At 33.7% G+C, this 18,141-nt stretch carries 12 protein-coding genes and 10 pseudogenes; 10 read left to right on the top strand and 12 right to left on the bottom strand.

Going from position 1 to position 18,141, the window contains the following annotated elements; all coding sequences use genetic code 11:
- Positions 1 to 19 precede the first annotated feature (19 nt).
- The 3 genes and pseudogenes from Y7E_RS0105995 to Y7E_RS29235 all read right to left on the bottom strand — a co-directional run.
- Positions 20 to 1,396, bottom strand: a complete 1,377-nt coding sequence (locus Y7E_RS0105995) for a sucrose-specific PTS transporter subunit IIBC (RefSeq protein ID WP_017150382.1) — start codon at positions 1,394 to 1,396, stop codon at positions 20 to 22.
- 140 nt (positions 1,397 to 1,536) lie between these two features.
- A complete protein-coding gene (locus tag Y7E_RS0105990) occupies positions 1,537 to 2,523 on the bottom strand; it encodes a LacI family DNA-binding transcriptional regulator (protein WP_017150381.1) in 987 nt (328 codons plus the stop codon).
- Between the two features lie 576 nt (positions 2,524 to 3,099).
- Positions 3,100 to 3,960, bottom strand: a pseudogene (locus tag Y7E_RS29235) (IS4 family transposase); the annotation flags it as partial.
- Positions 3,961 to 4,174: 214 nt separating this feature from the next.
- Between Y7E_RS29235 and Y7E_RS0105975 the strand changes: the two are divergent.
- The 3 genes from Y7E_RS0105975 to Y7E_RS29230 all read left to right on the top strand — a co-directional run bounded on the left by Y7E_RS0105975 (position 4,175) and on the right by Y7E_RS29230 (position 6,085).
- Complete coding sequence (locus Y7E_RS0105975) at positions 4,175 to 4,759, top strand: TetR/AcrR family transcriptional regulator (RefSeq protein WP_017150378.1); 585 nt, start codon at positions 4,175 to 4,177, stop codon at positions 4,757 to 4,759.
- Positions 4,760 to 4,774: 15 nt separating this feature from the next.
- A complete protein-coding gene (locus Y7E_RS0105970; protein ID WP_017150377.1) occupies positions 4,775 to 5,554 on the top strand; it encodes a nucleotidyltransferase domain-containing protein in 780 nt (259 codons plus the stop codon).
- 129 nt (positions 5,555 to 5,683) lie between these two features.
- Positions 5,684 to 6,085, top strand: a complete 402-nt coding sequence (locus tag Y7E_RS29230) for an MraY family glycosyltransferase (RefSeq protein WP_017150376.1) — start codon at positions 5,684 to 5,686, stop codon at positions 6,083 to 6,085.
- 146 nt (positions 6,086 to 6,231) lie between these two features.
- Here the strand turns inward: Y7E_RS29230 and Y7E_RS34995 are convergent, their stop codons facing one another.
- Positions 6,232 to 6,360: a MerR family transcriptional regulator gene (locus Y7E_RS34995; protein ID WP_422666710.1), complete on the bottom strand. Its 129-nt coding sequence runs from the start codon at positions 6,358 to 6,360 to the stop codon at positions 6,232 to 6,234.
- 298 nt (positions 6,361 to 6,658) lie between these two features.
- Between Y7E_RS34995 and Y7E_RS31445 the strand changes: the two are divergent.
- A pseudogene (locus tag Y7E_RS31445) lies at positions 6,659 to 6,892 on the top strand (NAD(P)-binding protein); the annotation flags it as partial.
- A gap of 89 nt (positions 6,893 to 6,981) precedes the next feature.
- The gene (locus tag Y7E_RS0105955; RefSeq protein ID WP_017150375.1) at positions 6,982 to 7,593 is read left to right on the top strand and encodes a class I SAM-dependent methyltransferase; all 612 of its coding nucleotides are present in this window, start codon (positions 6,982 to 6,984) and stop codon (positions 7,591 to 7,593) included.
- Positions 7,594 to 7,965: 372 nt separating this feature from the next.
- Here the strand turns inward: Y7E_RS0105955 and Y7E_RS29225 are convergent.
- From Y7E_RS29225 to Y7E_RS31440, 6 genes and pseudogenes are all read right to left on the bottom strand, one after another.
- A pseudogene (locus Y7E_RS29225) lies at positions 7,966 to 8,948 on the bottom strand (transposase); the annotation flags it as partial.
- A 356-nt stretch (positions 8,949 to 9,304) separates the two neighbouring features.
- Positions 9,305 to 9,897 (bottom strand): annotated as a pseudogene (locus Y7E_RS29220) (DUF4030 domain-containing protein).
- 253 nt (positions 9,898 to 10,150) lie between these two features.
- Complete coding sequence (locus Y7E_RS0105940) at positions 10,151 to 10,903, bottom strand: carbonic anhydrase (protein ID WP_017150373.1); 753 nt, start codon at positions 10,901 to 10,903, stop codon at positions 10,151 to 10,153.
- 149 nt (positions 10,904 to 11,052) lie between these two features.
- Positions 11,053 to 11,238: pseudogene (locus Y7E_RS29215) on the bottom strand (DNA-binding protein); the annotation flags it as partial.
- A gap of 565 nt (positions 11,239 to 11,803) precedes the next feature.
- On the bottom strand, positions 11,804 to 12,259 hold the full coding sequence (locus tag Y7E_RS33560; RefSeq protein WP_017150370.1) for a hypothetical protein: 456 nt from the start codon (positions 12,257 to 12,259) through the stop codon (positions 11,804 to 11,806).
- 347 nt (positions 12,260 to 12,606) lie between these two features.
- A pseudogene (locus Y7E_RS31440) lies at positions 12,607 to 13,293 on the bottom strand (IS6 family transposase).
- Positions 13,294 to 13,346: 53 nt separating this feature from the next.
- On the opposite strand from Y7E_RS31440, the pseudogene Y7E_RS33860 reads away from it, so the two are divergent.
- Positions 13,347 to 13,754: pseudogene (locus Y7E_RS33860) on the top strand (IS66 family transposase); the annotation flags it as partial.
- Here Y7E_RS33860 and Y7E_RS33160 read toward each other — a convergent pair.
- Positions 13,746 to 13,844 (bottom strand): annotated as a pseudogene (locus Y7E_RS33160) (DUF817 domain-containing protein); the annotation flags it as partial. The pseudogenes Y7E_RS33860 and Y7E_RS33160 sit on opposite strands and share 9 nt — an antisense overlap.
- A 273-nt stretch (positions 13,845 to 14,117) precedes the next feature.
- Here Y7E_RS33160 and Y7E_RS0105910 point away from each other — a divergent pair.
- From Y7E_RS0105910 to Y7E_RS31430, 4 genes and pseudogenes are all read left to right on the top strand, one after another.
- Entirely contained in the window at positions 14,118 to 15,152 is a 1,035-nt protein-coding gene (locus tag Y7E_RS0105910; RefSeq protein WP_017150366.1) for a FecCD family ABC transporter permease, read from the top strand.
- On the top strand, positions 15,153 to 16,169 hold the full coding sequence (locus Y7E_RS0105905; RefSeq protein ID WP_017150365.1) for a FecCD family ABC transporter permease: 1,017 nt from the start codon (positions 15,153 to 15,155) through the stop codon (positions 16,167 to 16,169).
- A 21-nt stretch (positions 16,170 to 16,190) separates the two neighbouring features.
- Positions 16,191 to 17,099, top strand: coding sequence for an iron-hydroxamate ABC transporter substrate-binding protein (locus Y7E_RS0105900; RefSeq protein ID WP_017150364.1), 909 nt, complete (start codon positions 16,191 to 16,193; stop codon positions 17,097 to 17,099).
- Positions 17,100 to 17,151: 52 nt separating this feature from the next.
- Positions 17,152 to 17,537, top strand: a pseudogene (locus Y7E_RS31430) (transposase); the annotation flags it as partial.
- Positions 17,538 to 17,888: 351 nt separating this feature from the next.
- On the opposite strand, the pseudogene Y7E_RS0105895 reads toward Y7E_RS31430, so the two are convergent.
- A pseudogene (locus Y7E_RS0105895) lies at positions 17,889 to 18,086 on the bottom strand (Rpn family recombination-promoting nuclease/putative transposase); the annotation flags it as partial.
- Positions 18,087 to 18,141: the final 55 nt, after the last annotated feature.

Here is an 18,141-nt window from a genome sequence, read left to right as displayed (position 1 = left end):
GGGTGTTCACCTCAAAAAATTAGTTCTTTTCTTTATATAAAATCATTGTCGCGATAAAAGCTGTGATAACTGCAATAACAAAACCAATTACATAATGAACGACATTCATCATTCCGAGTGGAGCAACAATCGTAAGCATCGGAATCCCAGTTAAACCATAAGCATTTGCCGCAACATTCATAAAGACAACATATGCTCCTCCTAAAGCTCCACCGATTCCTGCTGCAATAAATGGTTTTCCTAACTTTAAATTCACACCAAAGATTGCTGGTTCTGTAATTCCTAAGAATGCTGAAATAGCAGAAGGAATTGCAATACCCTTTGTTTTCGCATTTGTTGTTTTAAAATAAACAGCTAAAGCTGCCCCGCCTTGCGCAACATTTGCCATTGACCATATCGGCAGTAAAAAGTTTACACCGATATCTTTATTTGCAAGTAATCCAGCTTCAATAGCGTGGAAACTGTGATGCAGTCCTGTTAAAACGATAGTCGAATATAAACCACCAAAGATAAGCCCAGCAATTGGTCCAGCAACTTCATAGACAGTGTTTAAAATGTACGTAATGCCATCACCTAGTTTATAGCCGACAGGGCCGATAATAATTAATGATAGAAAACCTGTCATCATAACTGTTAGAAAAGGTGTAATCAATAAGTCTAAAGAGTTTGGTACATGTTTTCGTAACTGTTTTTCTATTACACTCATTACATATACACATAATAAAACAGGAAGAACAGTCCCTTGGTAACCAATCATATCAATATCCATACCAAGGAAATGTAATACCGCAGGTTTCGCATTCCCAAGTGTCCAAGGATTCGTTAACGCAGGATGAGTTAAAATCCCACCAATTACAGCTCCTAAGAAAATATTACTGCCAAACTCTTTCGCAGCACTAACACCAAGTAAGATTGGTAAAATAATAAACGTTGCACTTGAAAATATATCAAGCAATTGCATAAGTGCATGGTCAGTTGGCACAAATTTAAAGGCTTTCAACATGCCGAGTAACCCCATTAATACACCACACGCAACAATGGCCGGAATAATTGGGACGAAAATATTTGATAATACTTTTGCTAGCCGTGCAATTGGATTCATTTTTTTCTTTACAGCTTCTGTATGTGTTTGAGAATCAATTTGAGATAGACCGATAAGATTTGCAAATGGTTCATATACTTTGTTAACAAGTCCCGTTCCAAAAATAATTTGATACTGTTCACCTGTAGAAAAAGCACCTTTCACGCCGTCTATATTTTCAATTTCTGTTTGTAATACTTTTGACTCATCTTTTAAAACAAGCCGAAGACGTGTTGCACAATGCGTCGCACTTATAATATTTTCTTTTCCGCCAATATGCTGTAACACACTATTGGCAATCGCTTTCATATCCATTCAAAGTCCCCCTAATACATTTTGCGGAACCGGTTCCTTGAATAGTTAAAATAGAAGACAGGTATTTCATATATAACAGAAATCCTGTCTTAACTTTCTCAAAAAGCGGAACCGGTTCTACAAAGAATTATAAACCGCTTTCATACTTTGTCAATACTTTCTCGAATTTTTAACGCATATCTTGAATTTACTATTTTTGGTACCTCTTTATTTTCAACTAAGTGTATCATAGATGTCGCGGCCATTGTCCCAGCGTAATGGTAGTCAAATGAAACAGTTGTTAAGCTAGGGTGAATCATTTCAGAAATATCATAACCTCCAAACCCTGTAACTGAAATATCTGCTGGTACAGACAGGTTTCTTTCATGGATCACCTTGATCGCACCAATTGCGATATTATCTGTTGCACAAACAATAATAGTCGGACGGTTACTTTCCAAAATATATGCTACTTGTTCCATCGCATCTTTCACATGAAAAGTTGTTTCATAGTATGTAACGTTACACGATGAAGCGAAAGTTTGAACTGCCTTTTGAAACCCTTGTTTTCTCTTTACCCCAACAGACACATCTTCTTCCGTTACTCCTACATACGCAATATGACGATGTCCTTGTGATAAAATATATGATCCTAATTCAAATGCTGCCTCAAAATCATTGTGAATCAGACAATACTGATCTTCGTATTGTTGACCGACAAATAGAACAGGAATTTGTAATGTACGCAAAATGTTATGATGTTGCTCTGTTAATTTTGTCGTTAACAAAATAATTCCGGCTACTTTTTGTTTCACAAAGTTTTCTATTGCTTCTATTTCTATTTCTTGACTTTGATTTGCGTTTGCAACAAGCATTTGATAACCGTGTTCACGAAGTGAGTTGTCGATTCCAATAAGCGTTTTTGTCGTAGCAAAAGAATCAAAACGAGGAACAATCACTCCAATTAAATTTGTCGTTTTTGCTTTTAAACTGCGCGCAAATGTATTAGGAGAAAAATTTGTTTCTTGAATAATCGCTTCAATTTTCTGCTTTGTTTTCTCACTGACATATCCACCATTCAAATAACGAGAAACGGTACTTTTTGCGACACCTGCTAATTTCGCAATATCTGATATATTTTTTGCCATTCTTTTCTCCTCTTTAATAAAATAAATGAATGTATGAAAATGTTGCATACTATTCAATAATATTAACTCATACTAGACAAATTTTCATTTATTATTACTTATTTTGAGTGTTTTTAAAGCTGTAGCGTTACTATTTTATAATTTCTACTACATGTTTTTGAAAATGAAGAATAAAGAAGAAAGTAGAAAAAATAAAAGAAGAACGTTTACCCTCACGTTATGGAACATATTTCATGAGAAAAATAATTGAATTTTTTAAGGGGAAAGTAGAGGTAATTCACCTTCTTCCTTATCCAATTTATGAAAAGAAAGAACCTTTTGACCATATGTGAACTAGTTTTTTCATAAAGAAATTAGTGAAGTTTTATAAGAAGTTTGATTTTGTAATGAAGGACACCAGATATGACTTTTAACCAATGTTTCTAACATTAAGTAACAGAGAGATACAATTTAAAAATACGAATAAGCTTCCGCAAAAATGTAATTTGAATAAAAAAGAACCTGTTAAAGTAAGAAATCCAAAAAACAGGAAAGAACGTGTTGATGTCCTTATCAAGAAAATAGGGTTTACAGTTATCGATAGATAATCACCCTAGTGAATAGTTTTTTATCTTTTCCAATATAAGCATCTTTGATTTCATAGATCTGTCCGGGTTTTAAGATATTCATAATGTTTTCTAAATCAACTTTGATGTACTGAGACTGTTTTTTTACTGTCCCATTTCGAAAATATTCAGGAAATTCATTTTTGATATACACCATATTGTTTAATTTGAGCCTTGATATATAATACACGCCACGTTGGTCCATTTGATCTAAATCATCCAGTGAGTAATAACCTAAATCTCGAATACATAGGTCTCCAGGACGTAATGTCGCTAAACACTCTGTGCCAAAGGTTTTATCATTATTTTTCCCTGGTTCAACTTGACAATTTAAAAACTGGCCACTATGTAAATCATATTCTAACTGAATTTTTAAACCCGCTGTTTGCGCACAACTACCTGATCCCGGATACACATTCGCTAAATGTTTTGGCATTTGAAAAATCGTTGCATCTAAAATACGAATTCGTTGAAAATAAGCGATTGAAGAGTTAGGAATCACTGATGTTTCACAGATTTTATTTTTTAATAATGCAGAGAAAATATGTTTTAAGAAGCAAACTGCTTTTTTATTGAATCGCTTATTAAGTCCTTCTGGACTCATAAGAGTTCCTGTAACAGCATGAAGTTGACTACATGGTCGTACCAAAGAATCATTCGCTACCCGTTGACTGATCCAGACACAGATAGCAGCCAAATCATGACCTGAAAATTTACGCTTTCGTTTTACAAAAGCTAGTTCTCTAGCCAGCTTTTCTAAAAATGAAGGAGTAAGATGTTGATGTAATTCTTCAGCAAATAATTGTAATTCATCTTGAATCGAGAGATTCATAAAAAAACGTCATCCTTTCTAATCTAGCTTGTTTAGAAAGAATAACGTTTTTTGTACTTGAGGGTATTAAATCTCTTAAATTGAGGGACATGTATGGTGCCCCCTAATAGATAAAACCAACTCTGTGCGTTAAAAAGTATTTACTTCCATATGTAATTCATTTATATTAAATAAATAAACGTTTATTTATTTAATATATTGTGAGGGATTATGAATGGCAAGAACAGTCAACAATCAACAGCGACTAGAGAAGCGAAATGTCATATTAAAAGAAGCAAAAAGGCAATTTCCAAGAGAGGGGTTTTCTAAGACTACCCTTTCTAGTATAGGGCAGGCAATAGGTATTAATCCTGCTACGATTTTACTGTATTTTCCTAGCAAGGAGGACTTGTTTGAGAATACCGTTAAAGAAGCATTTCAAGAGACTAGAAAAGGACAACTGTATTTACCAGAAAGCCTAGAATTGTCAGAGCAATTAGAGCAGATGGTGAGGCATCACGTGAGGAAATATCGTGAAGATCCATCAAACCTACGAATTTTACAATATCTGTTTTCCCAATCTGGTAGGTTTCCGGAGCTAGAGCAAGAAGCAGTTTTCATCACTTATGAGTTTGTAGAGAGAATGACTGAATTGTTGAAGAAGCGCTCTAGTCTAAATGAAACCGAACAAGAACTTCGCGATAAAACGTGGGCTTATTTATCTTTCCTAAGTGGATTTACGATGATTATGCTTGAGCCTGAAAAATATCCATTATGGGAAGGGATTGTAAAACAAGGAGTTAAGCTAATTGAAACATAAAGGAGTTAAAGAAATATGATCCATAACGAAGTCAAGAAAGTAATGATGCTCTATAGTAGCAGGTTGAACGAAATGTTTCCAAATCAAGTTCTTGGTGTCTATTTATATGGATCAAACGTTATAGGTGCCTTTCATCCTGAAAGCAGTGATATTGATTTTGTTACAGTTTTTAATCAGGAATTGACGGGCGAAGAGTTAATAAAACTATCGCACCTTCATAAGAAGGTTAGAGCTAAATGTCCATTGGTCAAAAAGTTTGAATGTGAGTACTTATCCTTGGATGAGCAGAATCAATTACATTTACATAAATCTTTCCCGTTTTTTGAGGGTACAAAGTGTAAGGGAAAAAGAAAGCTTATGAAAATTGCGGTTTATCAGCTTGTTCATGATTCATATGCTGTTTACGGTCCGAAATTTTCTACTTATTACTCAAATATTGATTGGAAGGATGTTATGCAGGAGATGGAGTACAATCTTAACCACTATATAGCGAGTAAAGCTTCCCAAAGCTATTTGTTTTTATTCGATTTTTGGATTGAGTTCATTGTTTTAACCTTATGTCGAGTGTACTATACATTGAAAACAGGAAAGATTACATCAAAGGAACTGGCCTGTGAAGAAGTGATCAAGGACTTTGATTTAAGGTATTCTGACATTCTTCATGAGGCACTTAGAATTAGAGGGAGAGTCCAAGTCAAGTCCAATTATAAAAATCGCTGGGAACGAAAGAATGCAACGATCCATTTTATAAACTCTTTGAGAGAGTATTGTAATCAAGCTTTTTTATCTAGATAAATGTGGAGATGAACCCACTTTTTTACAAAAGGCAATTTCATTAATCCTGCTTCTTTAACTAAACTGCCAAATAGTTTAAGTATAAACCTTCACAATTAGTTATTTTTCTAAAGAAAGGAATAAATTGATATGTATGGGGTTTTAATAGGTTTGTTTGCTTTTGCAGTTACATGGTTTTCAGTACCTTTTATAATGAAATTTGCCGTTAAATGGAATTTTGTTGATATACCTATTAGCAGAAAAATACATAAAAATCCAATACCATTATTGGGTGGGATTGGTATTTTTTTAGGTTTTCTTGCTGCAGTACAATTAACTAAAATATTGGGATATAATTTTGATACTGCCAATATTGCTATCATTTCTGGGAGTTTTTTACTAGTTATTATAGGTTTAATAGATGACTATTATAAAACTCGTGGAAAAGATTTTCCGGCATTACCGAGGCTACTAGTACAAATTCTAGCTGCTTACCTGGTAGTTCATTTTAGTGGAGGAATTGTAGGTTTAGGTTCTGTTGCAAAGTTTTAAACGCCCCCAAAAATATAGAATGAAAATACAATTGTTCCGAATAAACATTATAAAATATACAAGAACATGTATCGTATACTCATTATTTTTGGTTATTTTTCAACTTTGCAACAGAACCCTTTTATTTTATTTTTGCACCAGAACCGTCAATCTTCATTTGATAAATTTATGTGTCCTATTTCGTTTTTCTTTGGAGTAATCAAATTTAAATCACAATAATATCTTATTGCTCTTTCGGTCAAACCTGTGGCTTTTTTGACATACCCCGTCGTTATCAGTTGAATCCACCTCCTAAGATTGACTTACTCTATCACGTTGCGTTAGAGTCAAGATGATTATCAATTTTTGATATAAAAAATAGCCCTCTTCAATTCTGAAGGGAGCTCTTTCTTTATTTAATAAACCTCAAACAATTTCATTTCCATTAAATACGAACAACCTAATTATATATAACTGTAATCTAGTGAGTGGCTCAAAAAAGAAGGAATTCTGGCCGTTCCCCTTTAAAAAATGGTTAAAATCCCCTTGACGCTTAAAAATAGAGTGCTATAATAAACGAAAACATATGAACATATGAACAATTATTCATATGTTTTAAAAAATAGATACTGGGGGAACTATTTTTTAGATTTTATTATAGTTGGTGCTGGTCAAGCTGGTTTGAGTAGGGGATATTACTTGCAAAAAGAAAGCTATAATTTTGTAATCCTTGATGGAGGGAAACGAATTGGAGATTCGTGGAGAAATAGATATGAACCCTTGGTTCTATTCACACATAGATTACATAGTTCACTGCCAGGAATGAAATTTCTTACAAGCTAGAAGACATGTAGAAAACGAAATGCATGTCTTTGTCTTTTTCGTACTTTTCTATAACTATTAAGAGGTGTAAAAGGATGAAAAATCATACGAATAAACTTAAGTATAAAGGTATTTCTATAATTTATGATTACTTAATGAGTAACAAATTATTTATAAAGGCAAGGGAGCGAGCTTTCTCTCTTCTTCCCCTTAAGTCAAAACAAGATATTTTATTTGTTGGTGTCGGAACTGGAGAGGACTTTCGTTTTATTCCTTCAGATGTCCATATTACAGGAATTGATCTTTCACAAGATATGTTAAACAAAGCAAAAACTAAAATACAGGAAAATCAGGCTACACTTCTACAAATGAATGCAGAGCAATTACAGTTTCCAGATGAATCTTTTGATGTAGTATCTCTAAATCTCATTTTAAGTGTTGTTGAACATCCAAAGCAGGCTTTAGCTGAAGCTCTTCGAGTAACTAAACAAACAGGATTCTTATTAGTTTTTGATAAATTTTTACCTGAAGAATCGTCTTCCAGTATAAGCAGAAACATAATCAACACCATTACTTCCTTTCTTGGCACAGATATTAATCGGAGGTTTAGTGATATTTGCAAGGATTTTCCAATAAAGATTGTATATGAGGAACCTTCTATATTTAAAGGAAACTATAAAATTATTCTTTTACAAAGGGCAGTATGATGCTGAATTTAAACATAGCGTATACTGTGTCAGGATGTACTATATAGAATATAAAAATAGAATGATTTTTCTTATAATAGAAAATCAGGCTATTTTTATGTCGAAATTTGCTTAGCGTATATTCTCGTTAAAATGTGAGTGGTACCCCATCGCCATCAATTTAAGAAATTGATGGCTCCCCAAAACGAAAAAAATGAGTCAAATTCTCATAAATAATTGTAAAAAGGTAAAATTCTCGTTATGGGGTTATTTCAAAATCTTAGGTTGATGGGCATGGGGTCCTAGCAGAAAAACGCGGAAAATATACGCTAAAACAATTTCTGGATGAAAAAAGCCGATTTTCCTTACGCTAAGGAATCGGCTTTAGAAATTTTATCGAAGAGATCGTAAATTAGTCGTTTGCTTTAAATTAAATTCGTACTCTCCTAGAAAATTAATATGTTCCCAGGATAAAGGGGAAATATGTTGAATTAACTCTTCATGTAATGATCCTTTTTCCTTTAAGATTTTAACTGCTTCTGACAAGTAAACTGTATTCCATATACTAATCGCATTGATTAAAATATTTAAAGCACTGGCACGCTGGAGTTGGTCTTGTAATCCTCGTTCACGTAATTCTCCCCGTTTTCCAAAAAATAATGCCCGAGCCAGTCTATTCATAGCTTCTCCTTTATTCAATCCTCGTTGAACACGTCGGCGCAATGCCTTATTTGAAATGTAATCCAGAATAAAAATGTTTTTTTCTATTCTCCCCATTTCTCGTAATGCAGTTGCTAGTTTATTTTGACGAGCATATGAACCTAATTTCCCCATAATAAGTGAACCAGACACCTTACCTTCACGAATAGAGTGGGCCACTCGTAACACATCATCATAATTTTCTTTAATGATTTTTGTATTAATTCGTCTTCGAAGTATACTTGAGATATTTGGAAAATCGTTCGGATGATTTATCGTAAATAAGTTTGAATCAGCTAGGTCACGAAGCCTTGGTGCGAAACGGAATCCTAGTAGATGATTTAAACGGTATAGCCAGCTGTATCTGTGTAATGCTCCTCAATACAAAGATCTGATTCGTGATGAAGAAAATCATCAATTACATGAACTGCGTCTCTCGCATTCGTATTAATGACTTTTGTGTAAAATGAAGAAAACTAATCACTTGTAAATCGATAAATCGTTGCACCTTTTCCTGTTCCATAGTGAGGATTGGATTCAGCGTGTAAAGAAGATACCCCAACTTGAATCCTCATACCATCTGATGAAGATGTAGATCAAGTTCCCCAATAAGCTGTCAAAGGAAGTCGATGTTGAAAATTAACCAATGTAAAGAGTGCTTTTTTATTTTCAGGTTCATTTTCGCAAAAAGTCCAAAATATTACATTTATTTTTGATAAAGTTTTCCATATAGTTCATGTTTTATTATTCAGAGGTATATTTAAGGTGTACCAAATCATAGTTGGGGTACAGCCGAGATACATGTAATTTTGAGTCATAGGCTTACTTTTATTTCCAAACAGGCTTAAATCGGGGTTTTCTCTCCTATTTTTTAACCTATTATCACACACCCTAATCAAACAATTGAAACGAAGTGTTTTCAGTAGCTAACTAATGGATGATTAGGGTTAACCCATAATAGACAAATTCTTTAGTAAATAGTCTTTTTAATTTAGTAGCGTCTCTTTTTATTTAAGGTATCCGTATTAACATGTTAGTTGAGTTTTTGTTTATCTTGACTAAAAATTTCAATAGTACATGAGTCGTTTTCAATCCATTGTTTTACTTTCTTTGTTTTAAGTAAATCAGATATCTGTTTTTTTATTTTCTTTCCCAACTCTTTAGCCTGTGGATCAGAACTGTATATAGTAGAATTTATAGCAAGGTTAAATGGTTCGTTCGATTCGAAATTAACTGGCCGAATTCCAAAACCTTTGTATCCATTTTTGGTAAACACTTCATCAAAAATAGAACTATAAACTTCGCTCCATCGCCTCTCTTTCTTTACAATGTCCATATTTCTCAGACTCACATTAATTGTATATGGTCTAATATCTTGATTCTTTAATTGAGTGTTAATCGCTTTTTTAACTTACTTGTATTTACAGTATCAGCTATTTCTAAGTCTACTGTTCTTGGTGTATCGCTCATGGAGGCACTAAGGAAGTCCTTTTCATCTACCGTTTCCACAATAGTGTCCACAACTTTTTCTTCTTCACTTTTTGCTTCTTCTTTATCGCTCTGTTGACATGCACCTAATAATATAGCTAATACAAAAGGGAGAATTAACCCTTTTCTTTTTTTCATTTCAATCTCCTTTCTCGTAAATGCTTTGTTATATATTTGAGTCTTAGATGGTAAAAATATAATAAAAGTGTAATCGATCTAATTTTCATATTTGGTTAGGTATTCTTCAAAGCAAACGAAAAACCTTCACTTAATTGTTACAGGTTCGAAAAATTAAGGAATAAAATAAATAAGGAAAAATCTTCAAATAGATTTTTCCTTATTTAATACCTTCTCTTAATTTAATTGGGTTTAGTAGGGGGGGGAATTTTATTTATTCTTCGTGTTTTAATATTAGACGTTCGTTTAATGGTTGAATGTCACGATTATTATTATTGTAATAGCTCTGGAAAGCTTCTATTTGTACTTTTGAAACTTCTACCGGGTTTTTCATGACATACCATTCAACATTTTCTGAAAGTGGGGGAGTAGTCAATGAACCAAGGTAGTGATAATAACTTTTGTTGGTAGGAAGCATAGCAGCAATATTGATTTCACCAACAGAAGTGTTCTTATCACCTTTTTTAATACTATCAATCACTTTTTTGAACCCTTGGTTTTCTGAACCTTCTTTAAAGAACACACCAATAACAGCTAGACGACCGTCTTGTGCTTTATTTACAAAATGAGCTTCAATTGGATAATGCTTACTATCAAGTTTATGCTCACTAGGTGCATGAAAATGGAATTGTGTTAAATCAAAGTAACGACCATTGATTTTTGCTGTTCCAGTAACGTCTACTTGGATACTGTGGCCATTATCTACTTCATCAAGTACAGCATTATTATAGTTAAGTTCGATTGCTCCATTGTCTTTCATTTCCTGTGCCTTAGTTGTGTCAATGGCGATTGGTGATTGTATATCGCCTGATTCAAACTCCCAATTTTTTTGATCTTTGTAATTCACTTCATGTGTTGCAGTTGTCTTTTCTTCTTTTTCTTTTTTGTCTTTTGAAGCTATGTTATTACACCCTGTGATAAGTAGGGAAGATATCAGTAAACTTATCCACATAAAATTTATTTTCATGTTACCACCTTCTTTCTAAAAAATAGAGTACATATGATATATATTGTATTCCTGTATGCTTTTAAATTCAAATACTTATAGAGTTCAGCCTATGTGTCCTAGTACTAGTGTTCTTATAACCAGGGGCAAAGTAATTTGTTTCATAACATAATGGTAACAAGTACATAATTGTTTCCAGATTTGTCTTTTAAAAATAAGCTTTTACTTGGGACTCCTTCCAAGTTGAATCTTTCTCTAATCTTTCTATCTGTATCGTAATTTAAAATTGGTTCATGTTCATATTGCGAATAAGGTATATCAGCTTCTTCTAAAAGTTGTATTACTTGATTATACATATTCATTCTCCTTTTGCATTTTGTTTACTGAATAATATGCTTTTTATATCTATATAACTAATATTTTCTTAATAGTTCCAAATGAACAATTGGATATACTTAGAATAATGGTAATAATAAGTATTTATCCCTTAATATCCTATATTAGGAATATATAACAACTTTTTTGCTATTTTTAAAAATTTTAAACTTTTCTTATGTAATAAAGTATTGATAAATATTTTTCTGATTTCTTTTCGGGTTTTGAGTGTCTCTAAATGAAAACTCTTACGCAAAAAAGACCACTTAAGGAAATTAGTGTTCTTTTTTTATTTCATTTTGGAGGAATGTATTTTAGTGAAAAATCTTGTTTATCTTGTAGCTACTCCATCAGTAAAAGAGGTACCGCCACATGCCCATCAGCCTAAGAAATGTAAATACCCCAAAACAAGAGAATTGACATGTCCAGGTGAAAATGTACAATCTTTTGTTTTGGGATGTTATAAAATTCTTAAGTTGATGGATATGGGATAAATCAAAACTTTAGCTTGATGGACATGTATGGTGACCCTTATTGGGTACCTTCTTATTTCAGTTCAAAATCGCCAGAACCTACGAATTGAAGAGAATGGTCACTTGATCCAGTCTCTACTTTAATATAATAGTTCTTTATCTCATCCTGATCACCAGCGTTAATGGTAAAGTTTTTAGCATTACCATTAACCTTCAATGTTAATTTTTTCTTATTAATGACTTTATCAGGCCCCCGTTTTTCTTGCATCAAATAAATAGTAACATCTACTGTTCCTGGATTAGGAGGGTTATATCCTGCAGTAGAAGCTTGAATGCTTCCGGATGCTACAAGATTACCTTCGCAAATTGCTTGTGGATCGCTTTCATTGTAGCCATCACCATTATCATCGAATGAAACTTTCCAAGTACCTGAATCATAACAATCAACCGCCGCATTCGCCGAATTTGGCATAATGATCCCCACACTAAAGATAACAGCTAAAAAAATACCTAAAAATCTTTTACTCATAATGCGTCCCCTTCCAATATTTTCATGTTACAACAAATTGATAATACCATATTTATTTATGAATTATATTGAGAAAAAAGATACGCTTCTAAGTTGGTGTCTCACCAACATTTCGTATGTTAAGGAATTTTGTAGTTAAAAAATTGTGTTTTGCCATACGTTAAGAAGGCTCCATAAACGATTTTTAATGTTTGTTATCGTACTTTGTTTTTGGTAATGAGTTTTAGAGCTGGTTTTTGAGCGTATTTCTGTCAGTTTCGTTAAAAATAAATAAAGAACCATAAACGGTCGGGTTCTGTTGCAAAGTTCTTTAACAGATAAAAAGTCAAATTCAGTACAATCAAATTTTATGCAATAGTAAGTAATCGCTGTAATTCATTGTACGTTGAAAAACCGAAGTTTGGCCGCAAACTTCGGTTTCGTTTATATAGAGCATGAATCGTTTCGATTCCTTTAATCGTACGAGAAGCATGACGTAGATCTTGAAATCCTGCTGATTTAGCAAAGCGTCGTTTTATATGTCTATGATCCTGTTCAATACGATTGTTCAAATACTTGCTTGTATAATGAATAGTACGTGCATAAAAGCCTTGTTCCTTTAACTTGTTCAATGCACAAAGTAATGCCGGAGCTTTGTCTGTTACGAGAACCATCGGTTTTCCAAATATTTTCACTAATCTTTTCATAAAAGCATATGCCGCTTGATGATCTCGTTTTTTACGAAGTTGAAACTCTAATGTATTCCCCTCTTTATCGATTGCACGATAGAGATAACATCATTCACCTTTAACTTTTATATAAGTCTCATCCAATTTCCATGATCGTTGTACATGCTTATTTTTCTTTTTCCAAATTTGGTAGATCAAATTTCCATACTCATGAACCCAGCGCATAATGGTTGTAGGATGAACGGAGACACCACGTTCTCTTAGGATTTCAGATACATCGCGATAGCTTAAAGAAAAACGACAATAGTAGCCCACGGCTACTAAAATAATATCTTTCTTGAACTGTTTTCCTTTAAAGTATCGCATTTGTGATTCTCCTTGTTCTTTTTTCTAGAGTGTAGCCTCATTTAGAAAACTTTGCAACAGAACCTTTGAATCAATGGAATTACCTTGAAGCTTTTTTATTAGACGGTCGTTTAGAAATCGATAACAACAGAAGTGAACGTTCTATAAAACCGTTTGTAATCGGGAGAGAAAATTGGATGTTCTCAAATACACCGCGAGGTGCTTGAGGAAGTGCCATCATGTATAGTGTGGTTGAAACCGCAAAAGAGAATAATCTAAGTCCCTATCATTATCTTCGTTATTTGTTTGAAACGCTTACCAACATCGATTTAAACAATAAAGAGGAAATTGATAAAGTCTTGCCGTGGTCAATAGCTTTACCATCTAGTTGCAGAGTACCGAAAAAAAGTGAAGCAAACAAAAAACAACTCCAAAATCAACTTCTATTGTATATGTTGAAGTTACTTGAGGTTTACTTTTGAAAGGGTTAGTGTTAAGAAAATAATGACTGGGAATAGGCAAGATAATGCTTGTTCGTTAGTGAAATGTAGTAGTTATTTTGTATAGAACATTGTGTCACCTTCGATATATATATGAAAAATAAAAATAATAACTTAGTATACTATAATTTTGAAGATAAGACAGCGAGCTATTTTGCATGTATTTGTAAGTTTTAGAAAGGAATTTTGATAATTATTTTAATATTTTAACAAAATAAAAAATAGTTTGCTATTTAAAAAAAGTGGGGATATAATATCTAAATGAAAATGATAATTATTTTCTAAAATGATTATAAATTTAAAGTTACTATAAAAAACAAATGAATATAAAGGATGAAATGAAATATGTTACACAAGTCCACTGTATATGCGGATAAAAATCGCTGGATGCACGCCAAGTTCATATGTTTTATGAGCTTAACAATTTTATGCCTAATCGTGTCTATATTTGTAGCGATTGCATTCGGTGCAAAGGATATTCATTTGCAAACTGTATGGGCAGCGATTTTTGATTATAATCCGAAATTAACGCAGCATCAAATTATTTATGAATTAAGACTTCCGCGAGTAATTGGTGCAGCAGTTGTAGGTGCTGCTTTTGCAGTGGCGGGAGCTGTTATGCAAGGAGTAACAAGAAATCCTTTAGCTGATGCAGGCGTGCTCGGAATAAATGCTGGGGCAATGTTTGTCGTGGCGCTTAGCTTTGCCTTTTTCCCGCATATGCCGTATTCCTATTTAATGATTGTTTCTTTTATAGGAGCAGTTTTAAGTACAGTACTAATTTTTATTATTGGATCGGCAACATCAGGCGGATTAACACCGATGCGGTTAACGATTGCCGGAGCTGTTATGGCAGCGTTTTTACACTCGCTTAGCTCAGGTATAGCAATTTATTATGATTTAAGCCAAGATTTAGCGTTTTGGTACGCTGGTGGTGTTGCAGGGGTGAAGTGGGACCACTTGAAGTTTTTAGTGCCTATTATTCTCGTAACAATTATTTTTGCAATAGCATTAGGACGATCTATCTCACTCATATCGATGGGGGATGATGTTGCTACAAATTTAGGAGTGAAGACGATTCGAACGAGAATACTTGGAATGGTTACAGTAGTCATTCTTGCAGGTGTTTCGGTTTCGGCTGTTGGTTCAATTGGATTTGTAGGACTTGTCATTCCACATATCGCTAGAAAATTAGTAGGTGTGAATTATAGGTTTATTATTCCTATGTCAGCATTATTAGGAGCTATATTGTTAGTTTTAGCTGATTTAGGAGCAAGAACAGTAAATCCTCCAAAAGAACTTGCGATCGGAATTGTGGTAGCGCTTGTTGGTGTTCCGTTTTTCCTCTATATAGCAAGTAAAGCTGGGAGGGAGTTATAAGTGAAAGATATTTTTAACACCGATAAGAAGAGAGCTATTATGATAACTACCATTTTCGGATGTATAAGTATCGCGGTTATTTTAATTAGTTTAAATACAGGTACGCTTCGAATTGCGCCGCTGAAAGTGATTCAAACGCTTTTTGGTTACGGTGATTTTGAAAGTGTAACAGTATTATACGATTATCGTATGCCAAGAATTATTATTACAATGTTAGCGGGTATTGGACTTGGCGTTTCTGGTGCAATATTACAAGGGTTATCTCGTAATTCACTTGCAGATCCTGGTATTCTCGGATTGCACTCGGGGGCGTCTTTTGGGCTCATTATTTTTGTTACACTCTTTCATTCTATTAATGAAAAGGCATCGATTTTTATACCGCTATTTACGTTTGGTGGGGGAGTGCTTGCTGCGCTTCTTATTATTTTACTTGCAAATGACCGTACGAAAGGTTTGTTACCGATTCGATTAATTCTCGTTGGTATTGCAGTTTCAGCTGGCTTTAGTGCGATTTCATTATTTTTCTCTCTAAAACTAAATGACGAGACTTATACGTTTGCTTCTAGATGGTTAGTAGGTAACGTATGGGGAAGAGATTGGATTCACGTGATAGCTTTATTACCTTGGATTGTTATACTTGCCCCGTATGCATGGCTAAAATCAAAAACGTTAAATGCTTTATCACTAGGTGATAGTGTAGCAGCAGGACTTGGCGTATCTGTACAAAAAGAGCGCTTTTTACTTTTAGCTACAGCGGTTGGATTATCTTGCGCTAGTGTATCAATGGCAGGAGGAATTGGCTTTATCGGTCTAATATCTTCACATATTGCAAGAAAATTAGTAGGCTCAACGTATGAGCATTCTTTACCGTTAACCGGTATTATTGGGATGATTATTTTAGTACTAGCCGATACAATTGGTCGCTCTTTATTTGAGCCAAGCTCAATCCCAGCTGGAGTCGTAGTAGCGGCTTTAGGAGCACCGTATTTTATTTATTTACTCATAAAAACAAAATAAATACTTCAAAGAGGAGAACATATGAAAAAGAAACTTACTATTTTATTTAGTATCATGTGTATTTTAATATTATCAGCATGCGGTCAAACAAAATCAAATGAAGGGACAGCTGAAAAAACGACGAAAAGTAATGAGCCCAAAATTGCTTCTATGTCTATTCATTTAACGAATAATTTACTAGCACTAGGAATTACACCAGTAGGTTCTGTTATTGGTGGAGATTTAAAAGATTTCTTACCACACGCAAAAGAGCAACTGAAAGATACGAAGAAGCTCGGTGTTGTAACAGACCAGAACATGGAAGCATTACTTCAATTAAAACCATCTGAAATTTATGTTGATGAAAAATATGCTGGAAAAGATTTAGCTAAGTATGAAAAAATTGCAAAGACACATTCTTTCAACTTAGATGAAGGTACGTGGAGAGATCATTTAAAGCAAGTAGGTAAACTTGTAAACCGTGAGAAAGAAGCAGAAAAATATATTCAAAACTATGAAGAGCAGACAAAACGAGTAAAAGGCTTAATAGAAAAAGAGTTAGGAAATAACGAAAAAGTAATGGCAATTCGCGTTACTGCAAAAGAATTACGTGTATTTAGTACGAAAAGACCGATGGGGCCAATTTTATTCCAAGACTTAGGACTACAACCTGCAAACGGTGTAGAGAAAATTGATGGAAACCGTCCGTTCGAAGTGATTTCACAAGAAGCGTTACCTGATTTTGATGCGGATGCAATTTTTGTTGTCGTAAATCGAGATGACAAAGCAAAAGCGGCATTTAAACAACTTCAAGAAACAGCAATTTGGAAAGATTTAAAAGCTGTTAAAGGTAAGCACGTATATATTATTCACGATCAACCATGGCTTGATTATTCTGCATTAGGAAACAAAATGGCGATGGATGAAGCTGAGAAAATGTTTACGAAGTAATATAGTTTTGTTGATAGGAAAGGCTCTCTAAATTTAGAGGGTCTTTTTTGTAGTAGGATCAGGAAAGCACAACGATAAAACTTATGGTTCTACTTGTTTAACGTCTCTTCAACCAAACGATGTATGTATACGGGATTTAGGATACTTCGATTTAAAAGACCTACATACGATAGATGAGCACGGTGCTTATTTTATCTCAAGACTTAAGCTTAATACTCGTATATATCAGAAAAATAAAAACCCTGAATACTTTCAGAATGGAACCATAAAAAAGCACTCTGAGTACATTCAATTAGATATGGAGAAATTTATTGATCAATTACAACCCGGTGAAACATATGAAATTTCTGAGATTTATATTGGAATGTATCAAAAGCTTCCGCAAGACTAGTTCTGTATAAGTTAACTGAACCGCAAATGAAACATAGACAAAAGGATTTTTGAAGTGAGGGGATACTTCTGCTTGTTGTAACCTTATTTTACTATAAGAATGAATTTTTTGAATATTGTAACTGAAAATGGATTTTAAAGAGAACGAAGGAAATATTGTCTAAATACATAGTGCAAAATCATAGATATTTACAAGGAATTGAAGAAGGGGGTTGTGATGGGTAATAATACAAAAAACGCTGTGTTAAGTATGTTCAACATAATAGATACAATGATTTTTTGTTACACTTGTCATTACTGGTGTTAGCGAAACCACTTTTAAAAGTCGGAAAAAGGAATGAGAATGAAATAATAAAAAGCTTTGCGGATTTTTTTGCAAAGCTTTTGTAATAGTACATATTATAATAGTAGTTTTCGTATTTCTTCTGTACTTAGACCAGTGAATTTCGCAATGTCTTCTAACGGCATACCATTCTTATGCATACCACGTATTAATTGAACTTTCCCTTGTTCAATGCCTTCTTCTCGTCCTTTTTGAATCCCTTTTTCTAAACCTTCCTCTAAGCCTTCTTCACGAGCGTGAACCAACTTAGCTTGATGGCGATGTGGTGCTACCCCACATCCATCAACTTAAGGATTTAGACTATTTTTG

It is taken from the genome of Bacillus bingmayongensis (genome assembly GCF_000299035.1).
GTDB classification, from domain to species: Bacteria; Bacillota; Bacilli; order Bacillales; family Bacillaceae_G; genus Bacillus_A; species Bacillus_A bingmayongensis.
This window is presented reverse-complemented; position numbering and strand designations above follow the sequence as displayed.

What these genes read in the sequence shown, in the direction of transcription:
- Y7E_RS0105910 (WP_017150366.1), top strand. Translation starts at nt 14,118, where the DNA reads ATGTTACACAAGTCCACTGTATATGCGGATAAAAATCGCTGGATGCAC.
- Y7E_RS0105970 (WP_017150377.1), top strand. Translation starts at nt 4,775, where the DNA reads ATGATCCATAACGAAGTCAAGAAAGTAATGATGCTCTATAGTAGCAGG.
- Y7E_RS0105995 (WP_017150382.1), bottom strand. Translation starts at nt 1,396, where the DNA reads ATGGATATGAAAGCGATTGCCAATAGTGTGTTACAGCATATTGGCGGA.
- Y7E_RS0105975 (WP_017150378.1), top strand. Translation starts at nt 4,175, where the DNA reads ATGGCAAGAACAGTCAACAATCAACAGCGACTAGAGAAGCGAAATGTC.
- Y7E_RS0105990 (WP_017150381.1), bottom strand. Translation starts at nt 2,523, where the DNA reads ATGGCAAAAAATATATCAGATATTGCGAAATTAGCAGGTGTCGCAAAA.
- Y7E_RS0105940 (WP_017150373.1), bottom strand. Translation starts at nt 10,903, where the DNA reads ATGAAAATAAATTTTATGTGGATAAGTTTACTGATATCTTCCCTACTT.
- Y7E_RS29230 (WP_017150376.1), top strand. Translation starts at nt 5,684, where the DNA reads ATGTATGGGGTTTTAATAGGTTTGTTTGCTTTTGCAGTTACATGGTTT.
- Y7E_RS0105955 (WP_017150375.1), top strand. Translation starts at nt 6,982, where the DNA reads ATGAAAAATCATACGAATAAACTTAAGTATAAAGGTATTTCTATAATT.
- Y7E_RS0105900 (WP_017150364.1), top strand. Translation starts at nt 16,191, where the DNA reads ATGAAAAAGAAACTTACTATTTTATTTAGTATCATGTGTATTTTAATA.
- Y7E_RS33560 (WP_017150370.1), bottom strand. Translation starts at nt 12,259, where the DNA reads ATGAGTAAAAGATTTTTAGGTATTTTTTTAGCTGTTATCTTTAGTGTG.